This is a genomic window from Gracilimonas halophila (assembly GCF_042684365.1).
Classification (GTDB): Bacteria; Bacteroidota; Rhodothermia; order Balneolales; family Balneolaceae; genus Gracilimonas; species Gracilimonas halophila.
Window position 1 is genome coordinate 1 of sequence record NZ_JBHULI010000007.1, and the last position, 21,917, is coordinate 21,917.

Annotated in this window: 9 protein-coding genes; 7 read left to right on the forward strand and 2 right to left on the reverse strand. The window is 45.1% G+C overall.

Annotated features, from left to right (window positions below):
* Positions 1–1,255: OmpA family protein (locus ACFSVN_RS04840; protein ID WP_390299448.1), on the forward strand; the 1,255-nt coding region annotated here is incomplete at its 5' end.
* A gap of 260 nt (positions 1,256–1,515) precedes the next feature.
* Here ACFSVN_RS04840 and ACFSVN_RS04845 read toward each other — a convergent pair.
* Together ACFSVN_RS04845 and ACFSVN_RS04850 are read right to left on the reverse strand one after the other, a co-directional pair.
* Positions 1,516–2,022, reverse strand: coding sequence for a DUF2231 domain-containing protein (locus tag ACFSVN_RS04845; protein WP_390299451.1), 507 nt, complete (start codon positions 2,020–2,022; stop codon positions 1,516–1,518).
* Positions 2,022–2,339 carry a hypothetical protein gene (locus ACFSVN_RS04850; protein ID WP_390299454.1) on the reverse strand — a complete coding sequence of 106 codons (318 nt, stop codon included), beginning with the start codon at positions 2,337–2,339 and terminating at the stop codon, positions 2,022–2,024. Before ACFSVN_RS04850 ends, ACFSVN_RS04845 begins: the two co-directional genes overlap by 1 nt.
* A gap of 998 nt (positions 2,340–3,337) precedes the next feature.
* Here ACFSVN_RS04850 and ACFSVN_RS04855 point away from each other — a divergent pair.
* The 6 genes from ACFSVN_RS04855 to ACFSVN_RS04880 all read left to right on the forward strand — a co-directional run.
* Positions 3,338–5,086 carry a hypothetical protein gene (locus ACFSVN_RS04855; protein WP_390299457.1) on the forward strand — a complete coding sequence of 583 codons (1,749 nt, stop codon included), beginning with the start codon at positions 3,338–3,340 and terminating at the stop codon, positions 5,084–5,086.
* The gene (locus ACFSVN_RS04860) at positions 5,087–6,142 is read left to right on the forward strand and encodes a M26 family metallopeptidase (protein WP_390299460.1); all 1,056 of its coding nucleotides are present in this window, start codon (positions 5,087–5,089) and stop codon (positions 6,140–6,142) included. It begins immediately after the preceding gene.
* 28 nt (positions 6,143–6,170) lie between these two features.
* Complete coding sequence (locus tag ACFSVN_RS04865; RefSeq protein ID WP_390299471.1) at positions 6,171–6,323, forward strand: hypothetical protein; 153 nt, start codon at positions 6,171–6,173, stop codon at positions 6,321–6,323.
* The gene (locus ACFSVN_RS04870; protein ID WP_390299463.1) at positions 6,277–6,483 is read left to right on the forward strand and encodes a T9SS type A sorting domain-containing protein; all 207 of its coding nucleotides are present in this window, start codon (positions 6,277–6,279) and stop codon (positions 6,481–6,483) included. The genes ACFSVN_RS04865 and ACFSVN_RS04870 overlap by 47 nt, the downstream gene beginning before the upstream one ends.
* A gap of 1,517 nt (positions 6,484–8,000) precedes the next feature.
* The gene (locus ACFSVN_RS04875; protein ID WP_390299466.1) at positions 8,001–9,806 is read left to right on the forward strand and encodes a tetratricopeptide repeat protein; all 1,806 of its coding nucleotides are present in this window, start codon (positions 8,001–8,003) and stop codon (positions 9,804–9,806) included.
* Positions 9,807–10,107: 301 nt separating this feature from the next.
* The coding region (locus ACFSVN_RS04880) for a hypothetical protein (protein WP_390299468.1) at positions 10,108–21,917 on the forward strand (11,810 nt) is incomplete at its 3' end.

The following is a 21,917-nucleotide window of genomic DNA, read 5'->3' on the forward strand; positions in this document are numbered from 1 at the left end:
GATGGCCGGTGTTGGGGTGGAATATGGGTTTAAGGAGTTATTTTTTGCCCGGGCGGGTTATTACCATGAAGATCCGGCCAATGGTGACCGGCAGTTTGTGAGTTTAGGGGCCGGTGTACAGCTGGCGGGTATCACCGTGGACATGAGCTACCTGTCGGCGGCGGCCGGCAACCCGGTAGATGGCACGCTGCGGTTCTCGGTGAGCTATAATTTTAGGGGGACAGACCGGCCGGTGAGCCTGCCAAGGCGGGTTCCAAGAGGGCTGGCCGGCAACCGGAAGCCCCTTGATATGGAGGGGGCTATGGGTGAGCAAGCTTCTAAGAATATACCCTCATCGGCGGACAGCGCGGCTGCCGGTGATGAGCCCCCTCTTGCCGCCGCCGAGCCGGTTACGCCAGACAGTGCTGCCGCCGATACAGCCGGGCAGATAAAGGCCGGAGAAACCCCTGATGAAGAAGGAGTACCTGTGGCCGGCGATGCACAGATGCTGGATGGTGTGGCATCGATAAATGTTGACCTATCGGGGTTCCCGACGATGTCATCACAGCTGAGCCAGAGGCAGAAGGAGGCCATTGCCCGGGCGGTGATCCTGCTGCAAAAGCGCCCCGGAGCGAGCGTGCATATTGGCGGGCATACCGATGCCCGGGGCAGCCAGGCGCTGAACCAGATGCTCTCGGAGGCCAGAGCACGGGCTATATACCTGGAGATGCTAAGTTATGGGGTGCTGGACTGGTCGCGATTGAGTATACAGGGGTATGGGGCAAGCCAGCCGCTGCAGGCCGGGGAGTCGGCGGCTGCCTTTCGGGCTAACCGGCGGGGTGAGCTGAGCCTGCCGGCGGCTGAAGGGAAGAGCCTGTGGGCGGGCGAGCAGCCCCCTGAGGAGGTGATTGAGCTAAGAGCGATGGATGGGTTGCCGGTGAACGGCGGGCAGGAATTTGCCTTTACCTGGCTGGAGTTAGCCCCAACGGGGCAGGCGCAGCAGTGGCTGGCGTCGGTAGCCGAGTATATGGCGGCCAACCCGCAGCAGACCCTGAAACTGGCTCATGTGGTAAATTATCGTGAAGGTAGTGCCGCCTTTATGCGGGAGCTGGAGAAGGCGCGCGGGGAGCTGATCAAGGATCTGCTGATACGCCTGGGTGTGGCACATGAGCGAATCGAGGTGCTGAAGGCAGAGGATGCCTTTTGGGTGGAGCATGTAAGCCGCCTGCCGCTGGAAGAAAATACCGAGAAAACCTGGTTGTTCATTACTAAGTGAGAGGCCAAGTCTGGCCGGGGGTAGCCCCCGCCGGCCGGCCAGGTTGAGGGGCAGCTCGTAGCACAACGGTATGATACGGGCCCGTAGATTAGGATGTTTAGGCTATACTCCCTGAGAATAACACTGGGCTTAAACGATAAGGGGGGGAGTGTGGTATCAAGCTCCAGAAAATTTTTACAGTGTCTATTAAACATGTTGTTTTCTTGTGAGCTGATACAAATAGTAGAGCTATTATCTATTTTGAATAGTAAAATACTTCCTTATTCAAATTCAGTACAACCTACAGTGGGTTCATACACCCCGGCTCCCTGCTGATAAACGAGACTGGCCCCAAGATGTGCGGTATAGCCAAGATAAATGCTACCGGCAACCAGAAAAATAACGACCACCCATTCTTTGATATGATGATTCAGAAGTGCCAGTGTTTTCCATGGAATAAAACTTATTAGGTCAAGTAGTGTTGCTAAAGTAAATATATATGCCAGGGTGAACGCTGCATGTTCATGAGCTTCCAGCACGGTGGGGTCACAAAGGTCATGTACAACAATTGCATCAGCCAGTGTGCCGGTGTAGATGGCAATCCAGGCCATAATAACGCCAGTGTATAGGGATAGCCTGCTGGTATTTTTAAGAAAAGTTCGTTTGTTTTTGGCGAACAAATAAGAGATTAATCTTAAAATGGTGGCACCCAGAAGCAGCACAATAGGAAAATGTACTACCATTGGGTGCCACAGTTCAGTTCGCCATATATCAGGAAGCTCTCCCATTAATTGAGGAGAACTACACTGACAGGATCTAACCGTTTTCCTGTTTTTTCAACTGTGACTTCAACGGAATCATCAACCTGTATAGCTGTAAAAGGGACGGCTTCGCCATCAAGAGTTAGTGTAGTTTCGTCGGTGAAGTATAACTCAATAGTCTCACCACTATCCAGGTTTACATAGATTTCAGTTTCAGAAGCATTTACCTCAGTTATAGTACCTGAGTAGGTTCCTGATTCTACAACGGCTGTTTCTCCGCCGCATGCGGTAAAAACCAGTATAAATATGCTTAAAATTGCGGTTAACTTAGTTTTCTGTCTCATAGTTTTTGAATATTAATATTATGCTAGTAAAAGCATTGCAACAAATACCTGTTGCATTTTTTTGAATGTTAAATATATGATAAAAAATATTTAATGAATGTAATGGTTCCAATAATTTTTTTAGTTAGAGAAAAAAGTGATGCTATGATCATACTATCTTAAAACAAAGATATAAGTATTTGACGGTAATTGGAGCAATGGGCTATTCTAACAAAGTTTACATAGTTAGGAATAGGGCAAGGGAGTTGTTTTAGTGTGATAAATCATATAGTGCACCCGCCTCCGTTTCTGCCGGTTTCTTCAGAAAATTATGATGATGAAGTAAGCCAGTGTATGTGTTAATTAATTCATAAAACTGTTATAGAAATATACCTTCAACTCGCTGTTAACTCCACAGCTTGTACAGAGTACGGGGACTTGTAGAGAAGGAAATAGGGGCCATATGGTGGCATTGATGTCTATCAAAAGGTTGCCACAAAAACGTGCCTGCAAAATGCACGAAAAAGCGATTTGCATTTCTAAAATTTGTTAATGTGGCTAATCGCTTATTGTAGATGTATTGTTAGACTGATTTAAAGAATATGCCATAGACATATAGTGGTACTTTTGATAATCATTAATAGTGAAAAAATATAAGTAAGCGGATAAAAATAAATTGCTGAGCCTGCGTTGCCGGAATGGGAATAATTAGAGCTGGGAAAATGGGGTGTCGCTAATTTGTTACACAGTAATAAGCCTACGTGAAGCTGGGGAAGGTTACTTATTTACTGTGAATAAGAGAAAACTGTTAATAATACTGATTTATTGACTACAAAATGAGCTGTGTTTGGTTTAACCCACACCTAAATTCATTAGGTTTATTTTTAATAAAAATACCTAAAAAACAAAAATAGAATAGTGTTTTAAAGGGTGCATAAATAGATACTTATTGTACATAAAAAACATCACAGATACGGAAAGTTGTGATAAAAGTAAGACAGATCATAACAAACATGAATATGTATTTTATAAAACAGTTACATAGAAAAATATCAGGCATAAGTAAACTTGCCAACAACCTTATTTTGTTGTTAGTGGCTATAGTATGTTCTATGGTACCTGCGTGGGCATTTTCCCTGCCATATACCTCACAAGCTATGGCCGATTTCAAGACTTTGAGCCCTTTAACAGAAATTGGTTCGGATTTTGCCGGTGAGAGGGATAATGGAACCAACGAAAACTGGACAATAAAAGATATTGATAGTGGTGCTATGACAACCGCTTCCCTTACTGGCTCTAATTATTCTGTGCCAGAACCCAAGGCAGAAGAAAATGCCACATCCGCCATTAATGAATCGCTATACGCCGGCGGCAGCGGTACGGAGGCGGATCCGTATCAAATTGAAACCTGGGAGCACCTGCATAATGTGCGAAGCAATCTGAACGCACATTTTAAAATGAATAATGACCTTGATGAAAATTCAATTGGTTATCGTAACTACGTTGATACCTCAACTGCAAGCTGGACGTTTGGAAGCGGGTGGGAGCCGATTTTCGGTTTTAACGGCTATTTTAACGGAAATCACAAAATAATTAAAGGACTTAAAATAGAAAGTGATACAAACCTTGAAATCGGTTTATTTGGGACTACAGGAACAAACGCAATCATAGCTAATATAGCATTATTAGACGTAACTATTGATGGCCATCGAGTTGGTGGTTTAGTTGGTGAAAACAGTGGTACTATTAATTCATCTTATATAAATGGTTTTTTGTGGGGCAAAGTCTATGTAGGTGGTCTAGTAGGAAGTAATTTTGGTAACATAAGCAATTCCATGGTAATCGGTATAGTAGGCCATGCATATGAGGCACAAGATGCAGGAGGTTTGGTTGGATATAATTCTGGTCGTATTGCTTACTCGTTGGTGTCTGTATCTATGACTACTTATAGTACCATGGCAGAAGGTCAGATAGGAGTGTTAGTTGGTTATACAGGTGGTACCAATGGCGAAGTAATAAGTAGTTTCTGGGACAGTGATAAAACCTCTGTGGAAGTAAGCAGCGGGGGCACCGCTAAAACAACAGCAGAACTAAAGAAATTAAGCACTTATACCGATGCCGGCTGGGATTTTACAGAGGAAACAGGTGTGTGGGCAATTGAACAGGGTAATCGAAGTTCTTACCCATATCTAAAGTCTTTTGTATATGATCAAGCCGGGACTGTACCTGAGGTAAATCCCATACCCGGCCTAACCGAACCATTATACGCCGGCGGCAGCGGTACGGAGGCGGATCCTTTCCAGATCGAAACCTGGGAGCACCTATATAACGTGCGTGAAAACCTGGATGCCTATTTTGTACTGAACAACGTCCTGGATGAGACGACTGAAGGCTACGCGACCTACGTCAAAGACGGCGAGACCCTGGCCAATGACGGCAAGGGGTGGGAGCCTATTGGAAGCGGAGAACAACCCTTCAATGGTACATTTGAAGGGAATGGGAAAGTAATATCTGGGCTTAATATAAAACGTGATACTGAAGATAATATCGGTCTTTTTGCTTCTATTGGTGGCGTTGGAATTATTAAGAGTATAGGTATTGATCAGTTCATTATTAGTGGTAGAAACAATGTTGGAGGTATAGCCTCTTACAATGATGGTATAATTGCTAATTCATATGCTATTGGTTCAGTAAGTGGTAATGATTATGTAGGCGGGCTGGTCGGTTTTAATAATTATGGTATCGACGGTTCTTTTAGCAGTGGTTAAGTGAATGGCAATGACTATGTAGGTGGGCTGGTTGGTTCTTCTTATTTTGATGCAATAATAACCTCATCATACACGAGCGTTTCTGTGATTGGAGGTAGTTACGTAGGTGGATTAGTTGGTTTTAAGCAAGGAACAATAACTGATTCATATTCTATTGGCTCTGTTTCTGGATCCGATAATACTGTCGGTGGGTTTATTGGGGGTATTGAAAACAGCAACGTGAGTAATAGCTTTTGGGCAATAGAAACTTCCGGGCAAAGCACAAGTGCCGGTGGAACCGGTAAAACCTCGGCCGAACTCAAAAGTTTAAGTACCTTCACCGATGCCGGCTGGGATGTTGCCGGAGAGACGGCCAATGGAACAGACGATATCTGGACGATCAAAGAATCAGGCAGCGGCTATATCTCGTATCCTTATTTGACGTCTATTAGCTATGACACGCCTGGCGCAGATCCGGCGGTGAATCCGATTCCGGGCTTAGTGGAATCGCCCTACGCCGGTGGCAGCGGTACGGAGGCGGATCCTTTCCAGATCGAAACCTGGGAGCACCTGCATAACGTGCGTGAAAACCTGGATGCTCACTTTGTACTGAACAACGACCTGGATGAGACGACTGAAGGCTACGCGACCTACGTGAAAGACGGCGAGACCCTGGCCAATGACGGCAAGGGGTGGGAGCCGATTGGCACCAAAGGTACAGAATTTACGGGGGCCTTTAATGGTGGCGGCCATATCATTTCCGGGCTGCATATCCAGCGTTCGGCCACTGATTATGTAGGGCTATTTGGGGCCACGGGGTTTGCCACGATCGAAGATCTGGGGCTGGTGAATGTTGATATTACCGGGGCAGATAAGGTGGGAAGTATTGCAGGTAGTCTTAGCGGCCCGCTAAAAAACTCCTATGCAACTGGGGCTGTATCAGGCAAAACAAATGTTGGCGGCCTGGCGGGAGAGCTTTATGGGTATATGGAAAACGTGTACAGTCTGGTAGATGTGTCCGGAGATAGCTATGTAGGCGGGCTGGTCGGGGTCGGTAGATCCGAAGCAGTTGTTTGAGGGGGAATATGGCACGCAGTGGCGCCTTGTGTGGGATAACGGGGAGGATGCGAATTATTTTGAGGAATACAATGCGCAGACCAATCCGTATGGATTGGAGCCGGGGAAGGCCTATTGGGCCTTAAGCCGGGAAGATGTGCCCATTACCCGAACGGCAGCATGTGCGCTTAGAGGTATATGATGTGCTTGGCCGGCGGGTGCAGGTGCTGGTGGATGAGGAGCAGCCGGCCGGGTATTACACCTTCCAGTTTGATGCCGGCCGTTTAGCCAGCGGGGTGTACCTATACCGCATGCAAACCGGCGGGACGGTTAAAACCGGGCGCATGACCCTGGTTAAGTAGAACAGACAACAAAGCAAGAACCCGATATAAACAGGACAAGCAAATGTATGTAGAATCAACGATAACGGTAAGCAAGAGTTCCCGCTGGCTCATGGGGATGTGGATCGGCCTCATGGTGCTGCTGATGACAAAGCCGGCGGCGGCGCAACATAGCCAGATCCCGTCGGTTGTGGTTATTAACGCCCAGAAACAGCAGGATTTAACCCTGCCCATGGAGGTAGAACCGGCTGTGAATTCCCTGCCAGAGGCAGGAAGCTCTATATACATGCGGCCGGTGCAGCCCTTAGCGGCCCCAGGCCCAGTCTCAGGCACGGCATGGGCCATCGAGCAGTGGAGGCGGCCAAGCCGGAGCCAGCGCTTTGTGGAGGCGATCAAAGAGAATAAATATCTGGCTATAGGGGCGGGTGTACTCACGGTGAGTGTGGTGGCCATTCTGGCCTCAGGCAGCGGAGGCGGTACGCCAGAGCCCGGCATCACCCCCTTGCCCATGCCGGCGGGGCGTCCCGGATCGTAATGGCTCAGGCTGTTTAAAACAGTGTCATTTTGTTTAATAACATGACATACCATACCTGTTGATTGTAAAATTTATTGATTTTATCTCATATAGAAGTTGTTAGCTATAAATAGCTATACGTAGTAGTAGGATACAAAAGCCGTTAAGTTACACTAACGTTTTTTTTCTTAATAATTTAGCCGTATTTGAGATAATATTATGTATGTACTACACGCGCTGAGCTTAGGTGCCGCCTCTATAAATATTAGTTTGTAAGTAGAGATTTAATAAGCTTTGATTGAGTACACATTTAACCAATAGTGCGTGCTCTGGTAGCTTTAGGAGTCTTAAATTAATACCTTCTGAGCCCTTATTTGTATTGAACTCAGCTTAAACTGCTTCTAACTTTACTTATTGAACAACTTACCCAAAATGATTCAATATTTAGGCCGTGCCATATAGATCAAGTATATCAAGACATGTATAAGGCGGATGTTTTTGCCAAGACAAGATTAGTGCCTTAGTAGGCATATATAGTAAAGCCCCATTCAAGGGGCTTTACTAAGAGATTGGAGTAAATATTGTTTAACAACACTCGAACGTATTGTTAATAAAAAAGTATCTGAAACTTATGACTTATTATTAATTTTTATGGCCCGAAATTACTTACTTACATAGTGACGGGTGTTTTTATATAAAAAACATAAATAATAAAAATAAGTCATTATCAAGTTAGATTAAGTGTAATGGCATTTATTGTTTGAACCTCGATAGAAGTAGTAGTGATAAATCATAACTTAAAGTTGGGAGTTATGAGTAAAAAGCCACCATATATAAAATATTGTGGCTACTTTTATAATGGTTTTGGTACAGATTAAAAATATTAATTAACAGTGTAGATAATTTTGTAGCGTAATATTATATTATGTATCAATTTAATTATCGGCTTCCAACTCATCAAAACCTTTCATCACATTTTTTAATTTAAAAGTTAGTGTGGAGAAATGATTGTTTGTAACAAAATATGCGGAGTAGAAAAACATTATTGGCGTCACTGATATTCATATTGAGTTTCAGTATTGTTTTTACCTTTGGATATGGAAATCTGCATGCCAGAAGTATCTGCTCAAATGGAATTTTTTACCAAGAAGAAGTCATAGGTTTTACTGATTCACACTTCACGGGTTATTTTGATAATATTAACGTAAAACAGTACGAGCATATATTCTTCTACTTAGAAGAACAGATTCAAAATGATACCGAGGGCGATATTATATTTAGCCTAAAAAGTGTACTTGAGAGATATACAGATGGGGTTGATGATTCAAACAGCTTGGATTTCTACTTTGAGATTATATACGATTTGGAAAGCAGAGGTTTTACAGAAAAAGCTTTGAGACTACTGTTATTTATTGATGAGTCAACATTAAATGTTAAATATTTAATGACCTACTCGAAGTTAAAGGCTCAAATATATGCAGGTGTAAATAACTATCCTGAAGCCCTTGAGTGGTACCAAAAGGCACTCGATATTGCATATGAGCTTGAAATGCAGAATGCTATTTTCGTTATAACCAGCAATATTTCTTCTGTATTTACAGAAGCGGGTGAATATGAAAGCGCACTGCGCTACATACAGTATGCATTAAATGTGATCAAAAGGGGTTTTGATGTAGAGTTAGAAGAACAGGCACGGCTTTATGCCAATGCAGGTGTTTCTCATCGTCGATTGGGGCAGCTGGAAAATGCAGAAGCCTCCTATATGAAAAGTCTTGAGATAAGTCAGTCAAATAACTTTTTGATGTTAATAGCTCAAAACTATTCCAATCTTGGGAATATTTACAAAGACAAGGGAGAGTACAACTTAGCTCTTGACTCATATAATAAATCATTGGAAGTCAGTAAGGCTAATGGAATGAAGTTCGGTGAGATTGTTAACTATATTAACAAGGGGGGCACATTTAGGTTAATGCAAGATTTTGAACAAGCGCTTGATAATTTGTTAAAGGCTGAAAATTTGCTGAATGACACATCATTTTTAAGTTTTAAGCGTTCGTTATATAAAGAATTTGTATTGCTTGCAGAAGATTCAGGTAACACTTCGTTAAGAAAAAAATATGAAGCCTTATACGATAAAACAGTTCAGGAGCTGAGTTCACTTGAGGAGCAGAACGAATTACTACGCAGGCAGAATATATTAGATCTGAAGGTATTAGAACGACAAGTGAGCCAACAAAAGACCATATTTGGTGCTGTAGAATACAGGTATAAGCTGGGTTTATTCATTCTGGCAATGCTCTTGCTCTGTGCTGGTGGATATATCGTTTATTTAGGGAGGAAGCGTAGAAAACTTTACAGGCTGTTTTTGGAAAATCAGGAAACTGGATCATCTCCTAATGATATATTGCCCACCCGTTTACCAAAGCATACTCAGGTTAATACATCATCTTCTGTGGTATCTGATGATGCTGTAGATTTAAAAGGTATATATCAGGAAATAGTTGATCTTTTCACAACTGAAAAAATTTTTACAGATAGTACACTTACATTAGAATCTCTTTCTAAAACATTAGGTACTAACACGAAATACGTATCCATGAGTATTAACAACTGTTCTGGCCTCAATTTTAACGAGTTTGTTAACTCATTTAGAGTTCAATTAGCTGCTAATCTTCTTGTAAAGCAAAATAACCGCAATTTGACTGCCAAACGTTTACTTATAAAATGTGGGTTTCGTTCGAAAGCCACATTTTATCGAGTATTCAAACAACATACCGGCTTGACACCGGTGCAGTTTAAAAAACAATCTCACCAGCAATCAGCCTCCTGATATTTTTGCACAATATCAGCTTGTTTTTATTTATAAAGCTTTACTTACTCAGTATCAATCTTAATAAGTATCTCTCTCATAGTTATTTATGGAATATGTAGGGTTTAATTATACCACTACGTTATTCATGATTTGAGAATGTTTTTTCAATATATGAGAATTGAAAATAGATAGTTTTGGATTCTGTATATCGCAGTTTGCTAAATATTGCTAATTAATTCCATGCCGGTAATGCCCGTTAGCAAATATATGGTAAGATCATGATAAAAAGCCTGATCACCATTTTATCACTTAAAAAACTATGTATTTATCAATTATTGCAATAAAGAAAGTTATCAAGTTCTCATACAGATTTTCATGGTTAGTAGCTATACTAATATTTGGGTTGCCAATAGTAACTAATGGACAGACTTTAAAAATCGATAATAATGGCCAAACCGGTACCCCGGGTACCAATTGGACGACTTCAGGCACTAACCCCGTAACGATTACGGCAACAGGGACTGCCAATGTAAACACCTCTGTAATTGAGGGCTATTTAAATGCGGGTACCAGTGTAATTCTGGAGGGCTTAAAGATCGTCATAGATAACACCATAAATAAAACAGCTGGTGGTGATGCGACATTAACGCTAAGAGCAGGCGGAACCGATACCGAAGGATATGGCAGGGCACAGATTAATGCAGATGTTGAATCCACCTCAGGTGCTTTAAATATTGTGTTATGGTCGGATTACAATAATCATAACCGTGCTGGAGCTACGGCCGGTACTGAAGCGACTATTACTACCAATGGCGGCCATTTTTGGATGGGTGGAAGTGCAACTACCCAAGGAAGCACAACCTGGAATGGTTTAACCGTTGGTGATGGCCCATCTGTAAATGACAATGGGTCTACCAACCAAAACGCTATTGACTTTGATGGGGTTACTCTAAGCACTAGCGGTGGCGATGTAATGATGTGGGCTGCTCCTGGTGACGGTAGTGGTATTCAAGGAATTAATTTTCATACGTCATCATCAATCAATACTGGTACTGGGGATATTATTTTAGCAGCGGATGTGCTTGATGGAAATCCTATTTTAACGTCCATAGGACATTTATACCTAGTACCAGATGGTGGTGCTTACGGAGGTTCCGTGACTTGGAGTCATAATAATGCGTCCCCAAATATTGATGTAAGTGGCACCTTTGATGCCTTAACCATTAATGCTTTCAATAGTTTAGGCGGTTTTACGATTGGGGAATATACTGGAATGACTGGTGTTACCTTTTCCAATACTTCAGACATAACTGTTACAAATTCAATAGATGTTGCCGGGCCAATTACCTTAAAAGGAACAGCAATTACTGTAAATCATGATGTTATGTCTTCTACGGCAAGTGATATTAGGTTATCTGCAACTAATGGTTTCTCATCTGGAACAACCACCAGAAGAAATATTACAAGTGCCAATGGAAATATTGTAATTGAAGCAGATGCCGATGCTAATGGCTCGGGATTTTTAGATATTGATTATTTAACTTTTGATGCAGGATCTGGTGATTTAACTCTAAGATCTGAGCGATTCAGTTGGATTAGTTCGGGTGCATCTACTAAGCCTTGGTTGAATGGAACTGGTCCAATAATCTTAGAGTCGAATGACGCATCATTTAGTCAAGGTTTACAAACAGTTTGGTATGAAATTGATCAGGATGCTGATGGTTATAGCGGATTAACTATTGGTAAAGCAACCAATGCGCAAAATGTAAATGTTAGTTCAGCACAAGAAGTTGCCGGACCTATTACTGTGTATGGGGAGGATATTATCTTGGAAAATAGTCTAAATACCACATCGGGTGGTGCAAACGGCGATATATTAGTGAAGGCTTCTGGGGATATTAGCCTAACTGCCGATGAGTCGATAACGACATCTGGTGGTGATGTGATCCTTTGGGCCAATAGCGATAATCAGGCAGCCAACGGAAGTATATCCTTAAGAAAAGCTTCATCCATTACAACGGGGTCGCCAAGTGTAACCGGCGGTTCTGTTTGGTTAGGTGGTGGTGCCGATGGGGGCACATGGAATGGTTTGAGTGTAGGACAGGGCTATGCGGTTCCCGGAACTTTCTTTACTCCTTCTGACGGGGGGAATGAATTTGAAGCTGGCGTTTATTTAGAACGCAGCTCCATAGAATCATTTGGTGGAGAGATAAAAATAGCTGCTGATGCTTCAACAGGAGCAGCTGGACTCATTACTTATGGTAATACGGTTAATATTGATGCTGGCTCTGGAGCCATTCAGATTGAAGCACAGAATAGTGATAACTCAGAAAAGCATAACGGAATCATGTTTGGAAATCATGACATTAGTGTAGCCTCTACGGTCAATATTTTGTCTTCTTCTCCTGCTGATGCCATTACCATAGAAGCCCATGGGAGTGGAACAGGAAATGCTATAGGAATAAGTGGTACCTTGAATATCACTTCTTCGGGCGGCGGTGATGTTTTAATAAGCGGTGATGCGCAAGGTTCAGGAAGAAGTATTGTTTCGGGCAGCTTTTACCATGGTCTGACAAATATCTATGCTAATTCAGGCCGTATTACTTTAGACGGTCATGCTAATGGTGTGGTTGTAGCAGAAGCTGAAAACCAGAATGGACAAACAGCGGGTCCATCCAAAATAAATATTGGTCAAGGCGGTTCTATCACATCTTCAATAAGTGATGTATTCATCACGGGTGACGCCATTGAGATTGGCGCAGGTGGAATGGATATTGTTAGCTCGGGATCAGTAACCGTAGAGCCATCTAACACTAGTTTTAGCAGTGGATTTTCCTGGCCAATTAGTAATCTTAGTTTAGATGCTGCTGTAAGTGGGTTAACCTTAGGGAAGACCAGCAATACACAAGTTATGACGATTGCAAGCGCTACTTCGATTGCCGGTCCGATATCGGTGTATGGAGGACAAATTAATGTTGATGCTAATTTAACATCTACCGCTACTTCTGGCACAGGAATAACCATTACGGGCCCGCGCATTATTCAGAATGACGGGATAGATGCTACTACTTCAGGCGCCGACATCAGCTACACAGCGAATGGTTATGTTACTGAAGGCACCGGTGAAACATTGATTGTACTTGACGGGTCTTCGGGTAATAAAACCAAATTAAATGCCAACGGAGGAAATATTTCGCTAACAGCGAGTTTTGGAGCCGGTGGGGTGGATGGTGATATAACCCGAACTATTGGATTCAGTGATGCTGAAATACGCACCTCAGGCACGGGTCAAGTCAGCCTAACGGCCGATGCGACCAACCATCCTAATACCACCAATTCAGCCTGGGGTATGCAGCCTGGTAATGCTAGTATTATTACTGAAAATGGATCTATTACCTTAGATATGACGGGTGGGTCTGCGAGTTCGAATTCACGAGGATTGGGTTTGGATGAAAATAGTATGCAGCTGCTCTCAGAGACTGGTACGATAAGCATTCGTGACCGCCAACCAGCCGGTCTGACGGGCAATTACAATGGATTATATCTACGACCAAGCACGGCCAATGCCATTCTCTTTGGTGCCGATGGTAGTGAAGTAATTAGCAGTAGTTCCGATGTGCTGATTCAGGCTGATAAGGCTACCTTCGATGTCACCACTACTCGTTTTAATACCACGGGTGAACTTAGCATTGAACCTCTTTCGGCCAGTTTTGGGAGTGCCTTTACTTACCAGAATATCAACTTGGAAAGTACGGTAACCGGTTTAAGGCTGGGTAAAACGGGGAATACCGCAGATGTAACGATTGCGACAGCTACGAATATTGCCGGTCCGATATCGGTGTATGGTGGCAGCATTGCCGTTAACCAAAACCTCACTTCGACTGCCAGTGGTGAAGACATTTTACTCAAGGGATCAGGAAGTATAACGACGGCTTCAAGTACCACGCTTCAGACCAATGATGGAGATCTGATCTTATGGTCGGATAGTGATGCCAATAATGAAGGGCATATAGCCATCGGCAATGATGTGACATTGAACTCCGTGAATGAATCTACAGCATCTGATTTGAGTTCTGGCGGGAATATTGTGTTAGCCGGTGGCGCTGATGATGGCGCCAATGGCGGAGCGGCGAGTGATGGTTTGCCGGATGGTTTTGCCCGTTCGGCCTCCAACCCTGGCATTGAGCTTTCGACCGATGGCGATGGAGATGTGAATTTCTATTCAGGTGGTGGAAATATCACCATGCATGGTTATAGCAGCAATGCCGGATCTAATGATGATGAAAATATCGGTATCAACCAATACGGAGGCCTATTGATAGATGCTGGTACGGGTCGAGTACGTATGATTGGTGAAGGGGAGAATTTCTATGGGATAAACTTGAATCAATCTCCACCTGAAGGGCTTAAACTCAATATTTCTTCTGCTGCTACTTCAGGAGATGCTATTTACATGAGTGGGGTTTCTGGCAGTGAGCATGGCTTAGTTTTCAACTTCAGCTCGAATAAAGAGCTTAAAGCCACGGCTGGCGGTAACATTACGCTGGAAGGTGTTGGTGGTGGTTCAAGTCAAGGCATTTTCCTGCAAACTATCGATGTGTTGGCAACCTCAGGCACCATTACCTTGGATGGTGGAACAAACGGTATTTTCAATAAAAATACGGCCAATACTTATGGTTTTAAATCAGGGAGTGATATCACAAGCAGTAGTTCTGATATTATCTTTAAAGGAGATGCTATCTCAGTTGAAGCGGATGGTACCGCTACTTCTTTTAATACCACTGGAACGGTAACCGTAGAGCCATCGGGTTCCTCATTTAGCTCAGCATTCAGCTATCCAGTATCTAATTTAAGTTTAAATAGCGGTGTAAGTGGATTAACGCTAGGGAAGGCCGGCAACACCGCTAATATGACGATTGCAAGCGCTACTTCGATTGCCGGCCCCATTTCGGTGTATGGTGGTGACATTTCCATAGACGCAGCTACTACGGCCACGGGCAGTGACATTAATTTGTATGCCTCAGGCGCCGTTTCTCAAACCGCAGCCCTTACCGCCAATCGCTTGGCGCTGAATGGTACAGGAAACTTCACCCTGCAAAATGCAGCTAACAATGTGGGCATTATAGCCGGTGGAGATAATACCACGCGCTTAGGTAATTTGGCTTACCGCGATGCTGATGCGTTGGAGATTGGATCGGTAAATCCGGATGGAATTTTCTCGAGTGGAACCGTCTTGATCGAAACGGAGAATGGCGACCTTACGCTATCGCAGAACATCAACACCACTTCCACCTCTGACGATGCCATTATTGTAAATGCAGGTAGAACTGCTGCAGCTGGAACGGCAACAGGGGGGAATGTTTTGGTGAGTGGAAGTCCTACCTTGAGCTATGGCAGCGGCGGACGCGCCAAACTCTTTAGTGGATCTGAGGGCAATAGCACGAACCTGACCAACCTAGTAGGTGGTGCGGCCAATACCCGTAAAGGCTTTGATGAGGGTTCGGACCTTTCTGGGCAAGGCTTGGTGGATGATAATGCCTACGCGATTTACCGACTTGCTGAGGGTACCGGCGACCTAACCATTGTCGCCTCGGGAGGAGACGCTGAGAACAGTACGTGGAAATTTAATAGTGGCTCTCGCACACTAACGACCATCGGTACTCCTGTTGATGTAAATGCATCGGTGGTAGAAGGCTATCTGGCGTCGGGTGATTTAACCATTGAGGCGGGTAATATTGAGGTTCAGGCCGATATAAGCAGTTCTGCTTCAAATACATTCACTTTAAAAGCCTTAGGAAAAATTGAAATCCACGACAATAGCGATATTGAAACCAATGGTGGAGATCTAATTATATGGTCGAATAGTGACAACCTTAATGGTGGGAATATACTAACCGGTCAGGATGTAACCTTTGACTCTCGACAAGGTGGCGCTAGCACTGGAGGTGGACGCATTCATATGGGTGGTGGTGACGACACCAATAATGATGGATTCCCCGATGAATCTACAAGAGGTATTGGAAATGCTGGTGGTGATGCAGCTTATGGAATTTTATTTGGAAACGCAGCAGGAACTGACGTACAACTACTTTCAGGTGGGGGTAACATCACCCTTAATGGTGGCGTTGATCCGAGTTTTAGTGCTGCTGCTAATTCGCACGGCATTGGATTTTATCCAGGCTATACGATTAATGCAGGTGCGGGTAATATAACCTTTAATGGATCTGCCAATAGCGGTGGGGCTGATACTATTGGTATTGATCTCATGACCTCAGGCACTACGAATGCGAGTTCGATCACCACTACAGGAGATCTAACGTTCAACGGGGAGTCTACGGTTACAACGAACACTAACCATGGGATAATCTTAAATAATGGACTTACAATAAATGCGGGAACCGTAAATATTACAGGTAATTCAGAGGAGACAGGTGTTATTTTGAATGGTTCAATTACATCTGATATATCTATGACGCTACGTGCCAATAGCTATTCATTCAGTTCAGGCAGTGTTAGTGGTCAAGGCACGCTGACTATTGAACCACTCACAATCTCCAATTCGTTTAATAGTACATTTAATAGCAACGGCCTGACCCTAGGTTCAGACCTGACAGGCTTGACGATTGGTAAATCTACCAACACCGCTGACGTAACGATTAGCAATATCATTGATATCGCCGGCACTATTGAGGTGTATGGGGGGGATATTGCTGTTAATGAAAGCTTAACGGCTACAGCTAGCGGTGCAGATATTCTGCTTAAAGGCAGTGGCGAGATCACCATGGCTGGCAGCAAAAATATTCAGGCAAATGATGGCGATATTATCTTATGGGCCGATAGCGATAACAACAGTGATGGAGCAATTGCCGTATTAAACGGATCCAGCATTAACTCTCAGGGTGGAGACATTACCCTTGCCGGTGGAGCTGATAACGGAAGTAATGGAGGCATTTCGGGTGACGGTAAACCCGATGGTTATGCCTGGCGAACTAGTGATGAGGATGTATTAGGTGGCTTAAGTTTAGGCCAAGGTATTTTAGCTGGACATGGGGAAGTAAATGACCCAAGGATTGATATTCTTTCAGCGGGTGGTGATATCAAGTTATTTGGTCGTTTTTCAGGACCAGGTAATTATCCTGGTGTGTTGACGCAAGAAAATATTCTAGTCGATGCAGGGACTGGAACCATTTCAATTAACGGTCATTCTTCTAATGGCCACGGCATTGAGTTTGCTAGAGGTGCAACTAGTCACCAAAATGTATTTCGTTCTCAATCCAATGATGCCTCTAAGCCGGCAATTTCAATAGTGGGAACCACCACAAGCGATGCTCGAATTGCAGTACTTTTAGAAAAAGGTGGCTCATCACTTATTCAGTCTGAAGGAACAGGAGAAGTTTATATAAGAGGCACATCCACAGTTCGTCAAGCACTAATAGCTAAAGACCTTCAAGTATTAGCCGCCAGTGGAGGCATTAGCTTTGAAGGAAATACTACATCTACCAATGGAATAGAATTAATTAATACAGATATTGGCCAACGCTCATCGACAACAGCCATTCAAGGGATAACCCCACTGGCAAGTTCAAGTTCAAATGTGGCATTTAAATCCACTGGATTTACCTTTGGTGGTTCTGAGTCACTGATTTCATCTACGGGTAGCCTCACTATTGAGCCGCTTAGTGGCGCTTCCTTTGGTACAGCATTCACCTATGCTGATTTTCTGACTATTGATAATAATCTAACTGGATTAACGATTGGTAAAGTTAGTAATACAACGGACGTAACCTTCTCAAAGGCGATCGATATTGCAGGGCCGATTTCGGTGTATGGTGGAGATATTGCCATCAATGCTGTCACCACCGCTACGGGCAGTGACATTAACCTGTATGCCTCTGGTACCGTTTCCCAAACTGCAGCGCTTACTGCCAATCGCTTGGCGTTGAATGGCACGGGAAGCTTTACCTTACAAAATGCGGCTAACAATGTGGGCATTATAGCCGGTGGCGAGAGTGGCATGCGTTTGGGCAATTTGGCCTACCGCGATGCCGATGCGTTGGAAATTGGATCGGTAAATCCGGATGGAATTTTCTCGAGTGGAACCATTTTGGTAGAAACTGAGAATGGCGACCTTACACTGTCCCAGAACATCAACACCACTTCCACCTCTGACGATGCCATTATTGTAAATGCAGGTAGAGCTGCTGCAGCTGGAACGGCAACGGGGGGGGATGTTTTGGTGAGTGGAAGTCCTACCTTGAGCTATGGCAGCGGCGGACGCGCCAAACTCTTTAGTGGATCTGAGGGCAATAGCACGAACCTGACCAACCTAGTAGGTGGTGCGGCCAATACCCGTGCAGGCTTTGATGAGGGCTCCGACCTTTCCGGAGAAGGCTTGGTAGATGATAATGCCTACGCTATTTACCGGTTTTCTCCTGGCACGGGCGATCTGACGATCGTAGAGGACGGTGGCGATGCGGAGAACAGCACGTGGGCCTTTGACAGCAGCAGCAATACGTTAACAACTATATCTAGCCCAGCTGATGTAGATGCTTCGGTAGTAGAAGGCTATTTAGCGAATGGGGACTTAACCATTGAGGCGGCTAATATCACGATGGATGCCGCCGTAAGTCATGCCACGGCCAACAGCTGGCTGCTAGCGGCTAATAGCAACATCATTCAAACGGCCAATGGCGATATATCCACTCAGGGCGGGGCGCTGGTGATCCGAAGCGATGCCGATGACGATGGCAGCGGGCGCGTGGAGTTGCTGGGCGATATTACGACCAATGGTGGTGCGCTGTATGTGGGCGGCGGTAGCGCCAGCGAGACCCTGGACGGGCTAGCTGTGCCGACGGGCAATGCGATAAGCAGCGATAACACCCAGGAAGGGCTGTTGGTCAATGGCGCAGCTATCAACACAGGGGGCGGCAACCTGCGCATGCGCGGGCACAATACGGCCACCGATGGGGAAATCACGGCGACAATGATATCCAACAGCAGCATCCAGACGGGTGCGGGCGAGCTGCGGCTGTATGGCCGGCGCAGTGGCGACCCATTCACCTCATTTGGTTTGGGTTTAGGTACCATTATTGGGGCTGCGCCTAGCGGTAATGTCAGCTTGTCGACCAGCTCTGGCGATATGTATTTGGAGGGGCTGTCGGAGGCCACCAATGGCTTTCTGTGGTCGTATGGCTTGATGCTGATAGCCACCGGCACCGAGCAGCTGAGCCTGAGCACGGGCAGTGGCAACATCAGGCTGATTGGTAATGCGGCCAATGCGGCCCTGCAAACTGGCGAGGCTTTAGGCCTTGTGGCCCAGATGAACGACGCTACGGCGGGTCTAAGCATAACCACCGATGGGGGAAATATTAGCTTCGAAGGCCTTAGCGGCAACACCGGCGGGAATGCAGGTCTGGCGCTGCGAGCCAACAACGCGTCCGGCAGCATCACCATTGGCGATGCCAATACCGGAGATATCACCTTCAGAACAGGGTCATTGCAAACCAGAGATCAGAATGCGGGCAGTATTGTAGTAGCCAGCGCCAGCGCGGTAGTGTTTGAAGGCCCAGCGGGCGCTAATTTCGCGGAAGATATCAACATTAGTGATGAGTACGGCTTTGCCTCGGGTATCACTGAGTTGCGCCTGGGTAAGACCGATAACACCAGCGCCAACATCAGTTTGAACACGCCGGTGAGCATATCGGGGCCGGTAAGTATTTACGCCGATGAGCTATCGATAGCTGCAGGCATCAACACTAGCGCGGGGAATGGAAATATTTTGCTACAAGGAACCACCTCGGTTACGGCTAGTGGCAGTGACCGAACCCTTAATAGCGGTTCGGGCAATATTTCTATCTTAACGGATGCTGTGACGCATTCTGGTGCGGATTTAGTCATCAACTCAACAGGCACCTTTACTTTTGCGCCGATCACTAACTGGACGAGTGACTTTGTGGGAGGAAGCTTCCTTGGATTTAATGGCAGCTTTAGCGGCAGCAACTTTATAGGCAATAATAGCCAACCCGAAACGCAGTGGTTGCAGATTAACAATTTGGCCTCCTTGGGTGGACTTACCTTGGGTCGGTCGGGTTCGACCAATAATCTTCAAATGAATTCGGCTTTTAGCGTAGCCGGCCCGATTAGACTTTATGGGCAGCAAGTCTTAGTGGATGCCAACCTCACCTCTACCGCGAGTAGTGGAACAGGGGTGCTGATTGAAGCCCAGCGCATCCTGCAGGATGATGACTTTGATGTGACTACCTCCGGGGCGAATATTACCTACACGGCCAGTGGGTACCAGGTTCCAGATAGTGACCAAAGGAATGTGATTGCTATTGCAGGAACGGAGTCTGACCGAGCGGTTCTTAATGCCAATGGAGGGGATATTGTACTTTCGGGCAGCTACGGCGCTGGTGGTGCGGGTGATCGCTTTACACGTGCGATTGGCTTTAGTATCGCTGATTTAATCACTTCAGGCAGTGGTACCATTAGCCTTATAGGCGATGCCACCAACGTACCTAGTACTACGCAGCCCGTCTGGGGTATGCAGCCTAATGATGCACGTATTATTACCGAGAATGGAGCCATTACGCTCGATATGACCGGTGGCGCGGCTTCAGGTAATTCACGTGGCTTGGCCTTAGATGGTCAAAGCATGCAGCTGCTTTCGCAGAGTGGCACCATCACAATAATTGACCGCGAGCCGACCGGCCTGACGGGCAATTATAGCGGGCTTTATCTGCGTCCAAGCTCCGCTAATGCCATCTTATTTGGCGCTGATGGCAGCAGCGTAGCCAGCAGCAGTTCCAATGTAGTGATTCAGGCCGACCGGGTTACCTTCGACGGTACCACCACCACTCGCATGAATAGCTCGGGCGAGCTTAGCATTGAGCCTCTTTCGGCCAGCTTTGCAAGCAATCTGACCTATCAAAATGTGAATCTAGAGAGCACGGCTAGCGGCTTAACGCTAGGTAAGGCAGGCAATACAGGAGGAATAACGATAGGAGCTAACACTACCATAAATGGACCGATCTCGATTTATAGTGGTGATCTATTTGTTGATGCAAAGTTTGAAGCGGTTAATGATCGAATTTCCCTTATCTCAACAGGTGCAAACAATCTTCAGGGAACACTTGAAACACTGAATAATGCTGAAATTATTGCAAATGAATTAGTGGTGCGTAATTTTCATCGTGCTTACATTGGGATTAGTTCATCTAATACCTTTTCTGGTGATGTATTTGTAAATAATATGGCAAGTGATGGTGGTGATTGGCTATTTATGAATAACAATGATGAACTCTCTGTTGAAAATATTGCCGGTGTTGATGGAGTTTCAGTCACAGGTTTTGTTCGTATTTACACAGAATCTGAAGACCTTTTAATTAACGCGCCAGTACTTTCTACACTATCCCATGGAACTTCTATTCAATTATTTGCCGATCGTGATGCAATAGCTGGTCAGGTGGGAGATGGGAACATTAAAATTGCAAATGAGGGAGCCATTATAATTGAGCCTGACGCAAGAGCACTTTTATATTCAGGTAAAGAATCAGAAAGCACGGGGGTACAGGCCGAGGTAGGAGGAGTGTCCAATACTTGGAATCAAGTGGACATAAATACTGATCTGAATACATTGGAACCGGTTATTGGTAACACAGGTAAATTTGGGCTATTTAGAATAAGCAGTATCACAAATAATCCAGAGGAGAATACGCAACCAGGGTCTATACAGATTGTATCAGGTGATGGCCAAACCATTTTACCTACCGATACAACAAGGGCGCCACTGGAAGTGGTAGTATACGATGAAAGTAATCAGCCTATGCCCGGGGTTACAGTTAGGTTCAAGCGGCCAGAATCCCCTCGGTCCTCCGTTTATGGGACTGTTATTAGCCCTGAGGTTGTAACCGACAGCAGTGGCATGGCCGGCACGCTATTAGTAGCTGGGGAAAAAGCGGGTGAACTGTCCATAGAGGCAGATGTGTTAGGGTTAGATACACCTAGCTTCACAGCCACGATAGAAACCTGCAGCGACCTTGCCAACACGTGGTGTGGGCCCTATAGGTACGCGGTGGAGGTTTCTGAGGCTACGCCGATGGCTGGGGATTCGGTGAGGGTTGCGGCCCA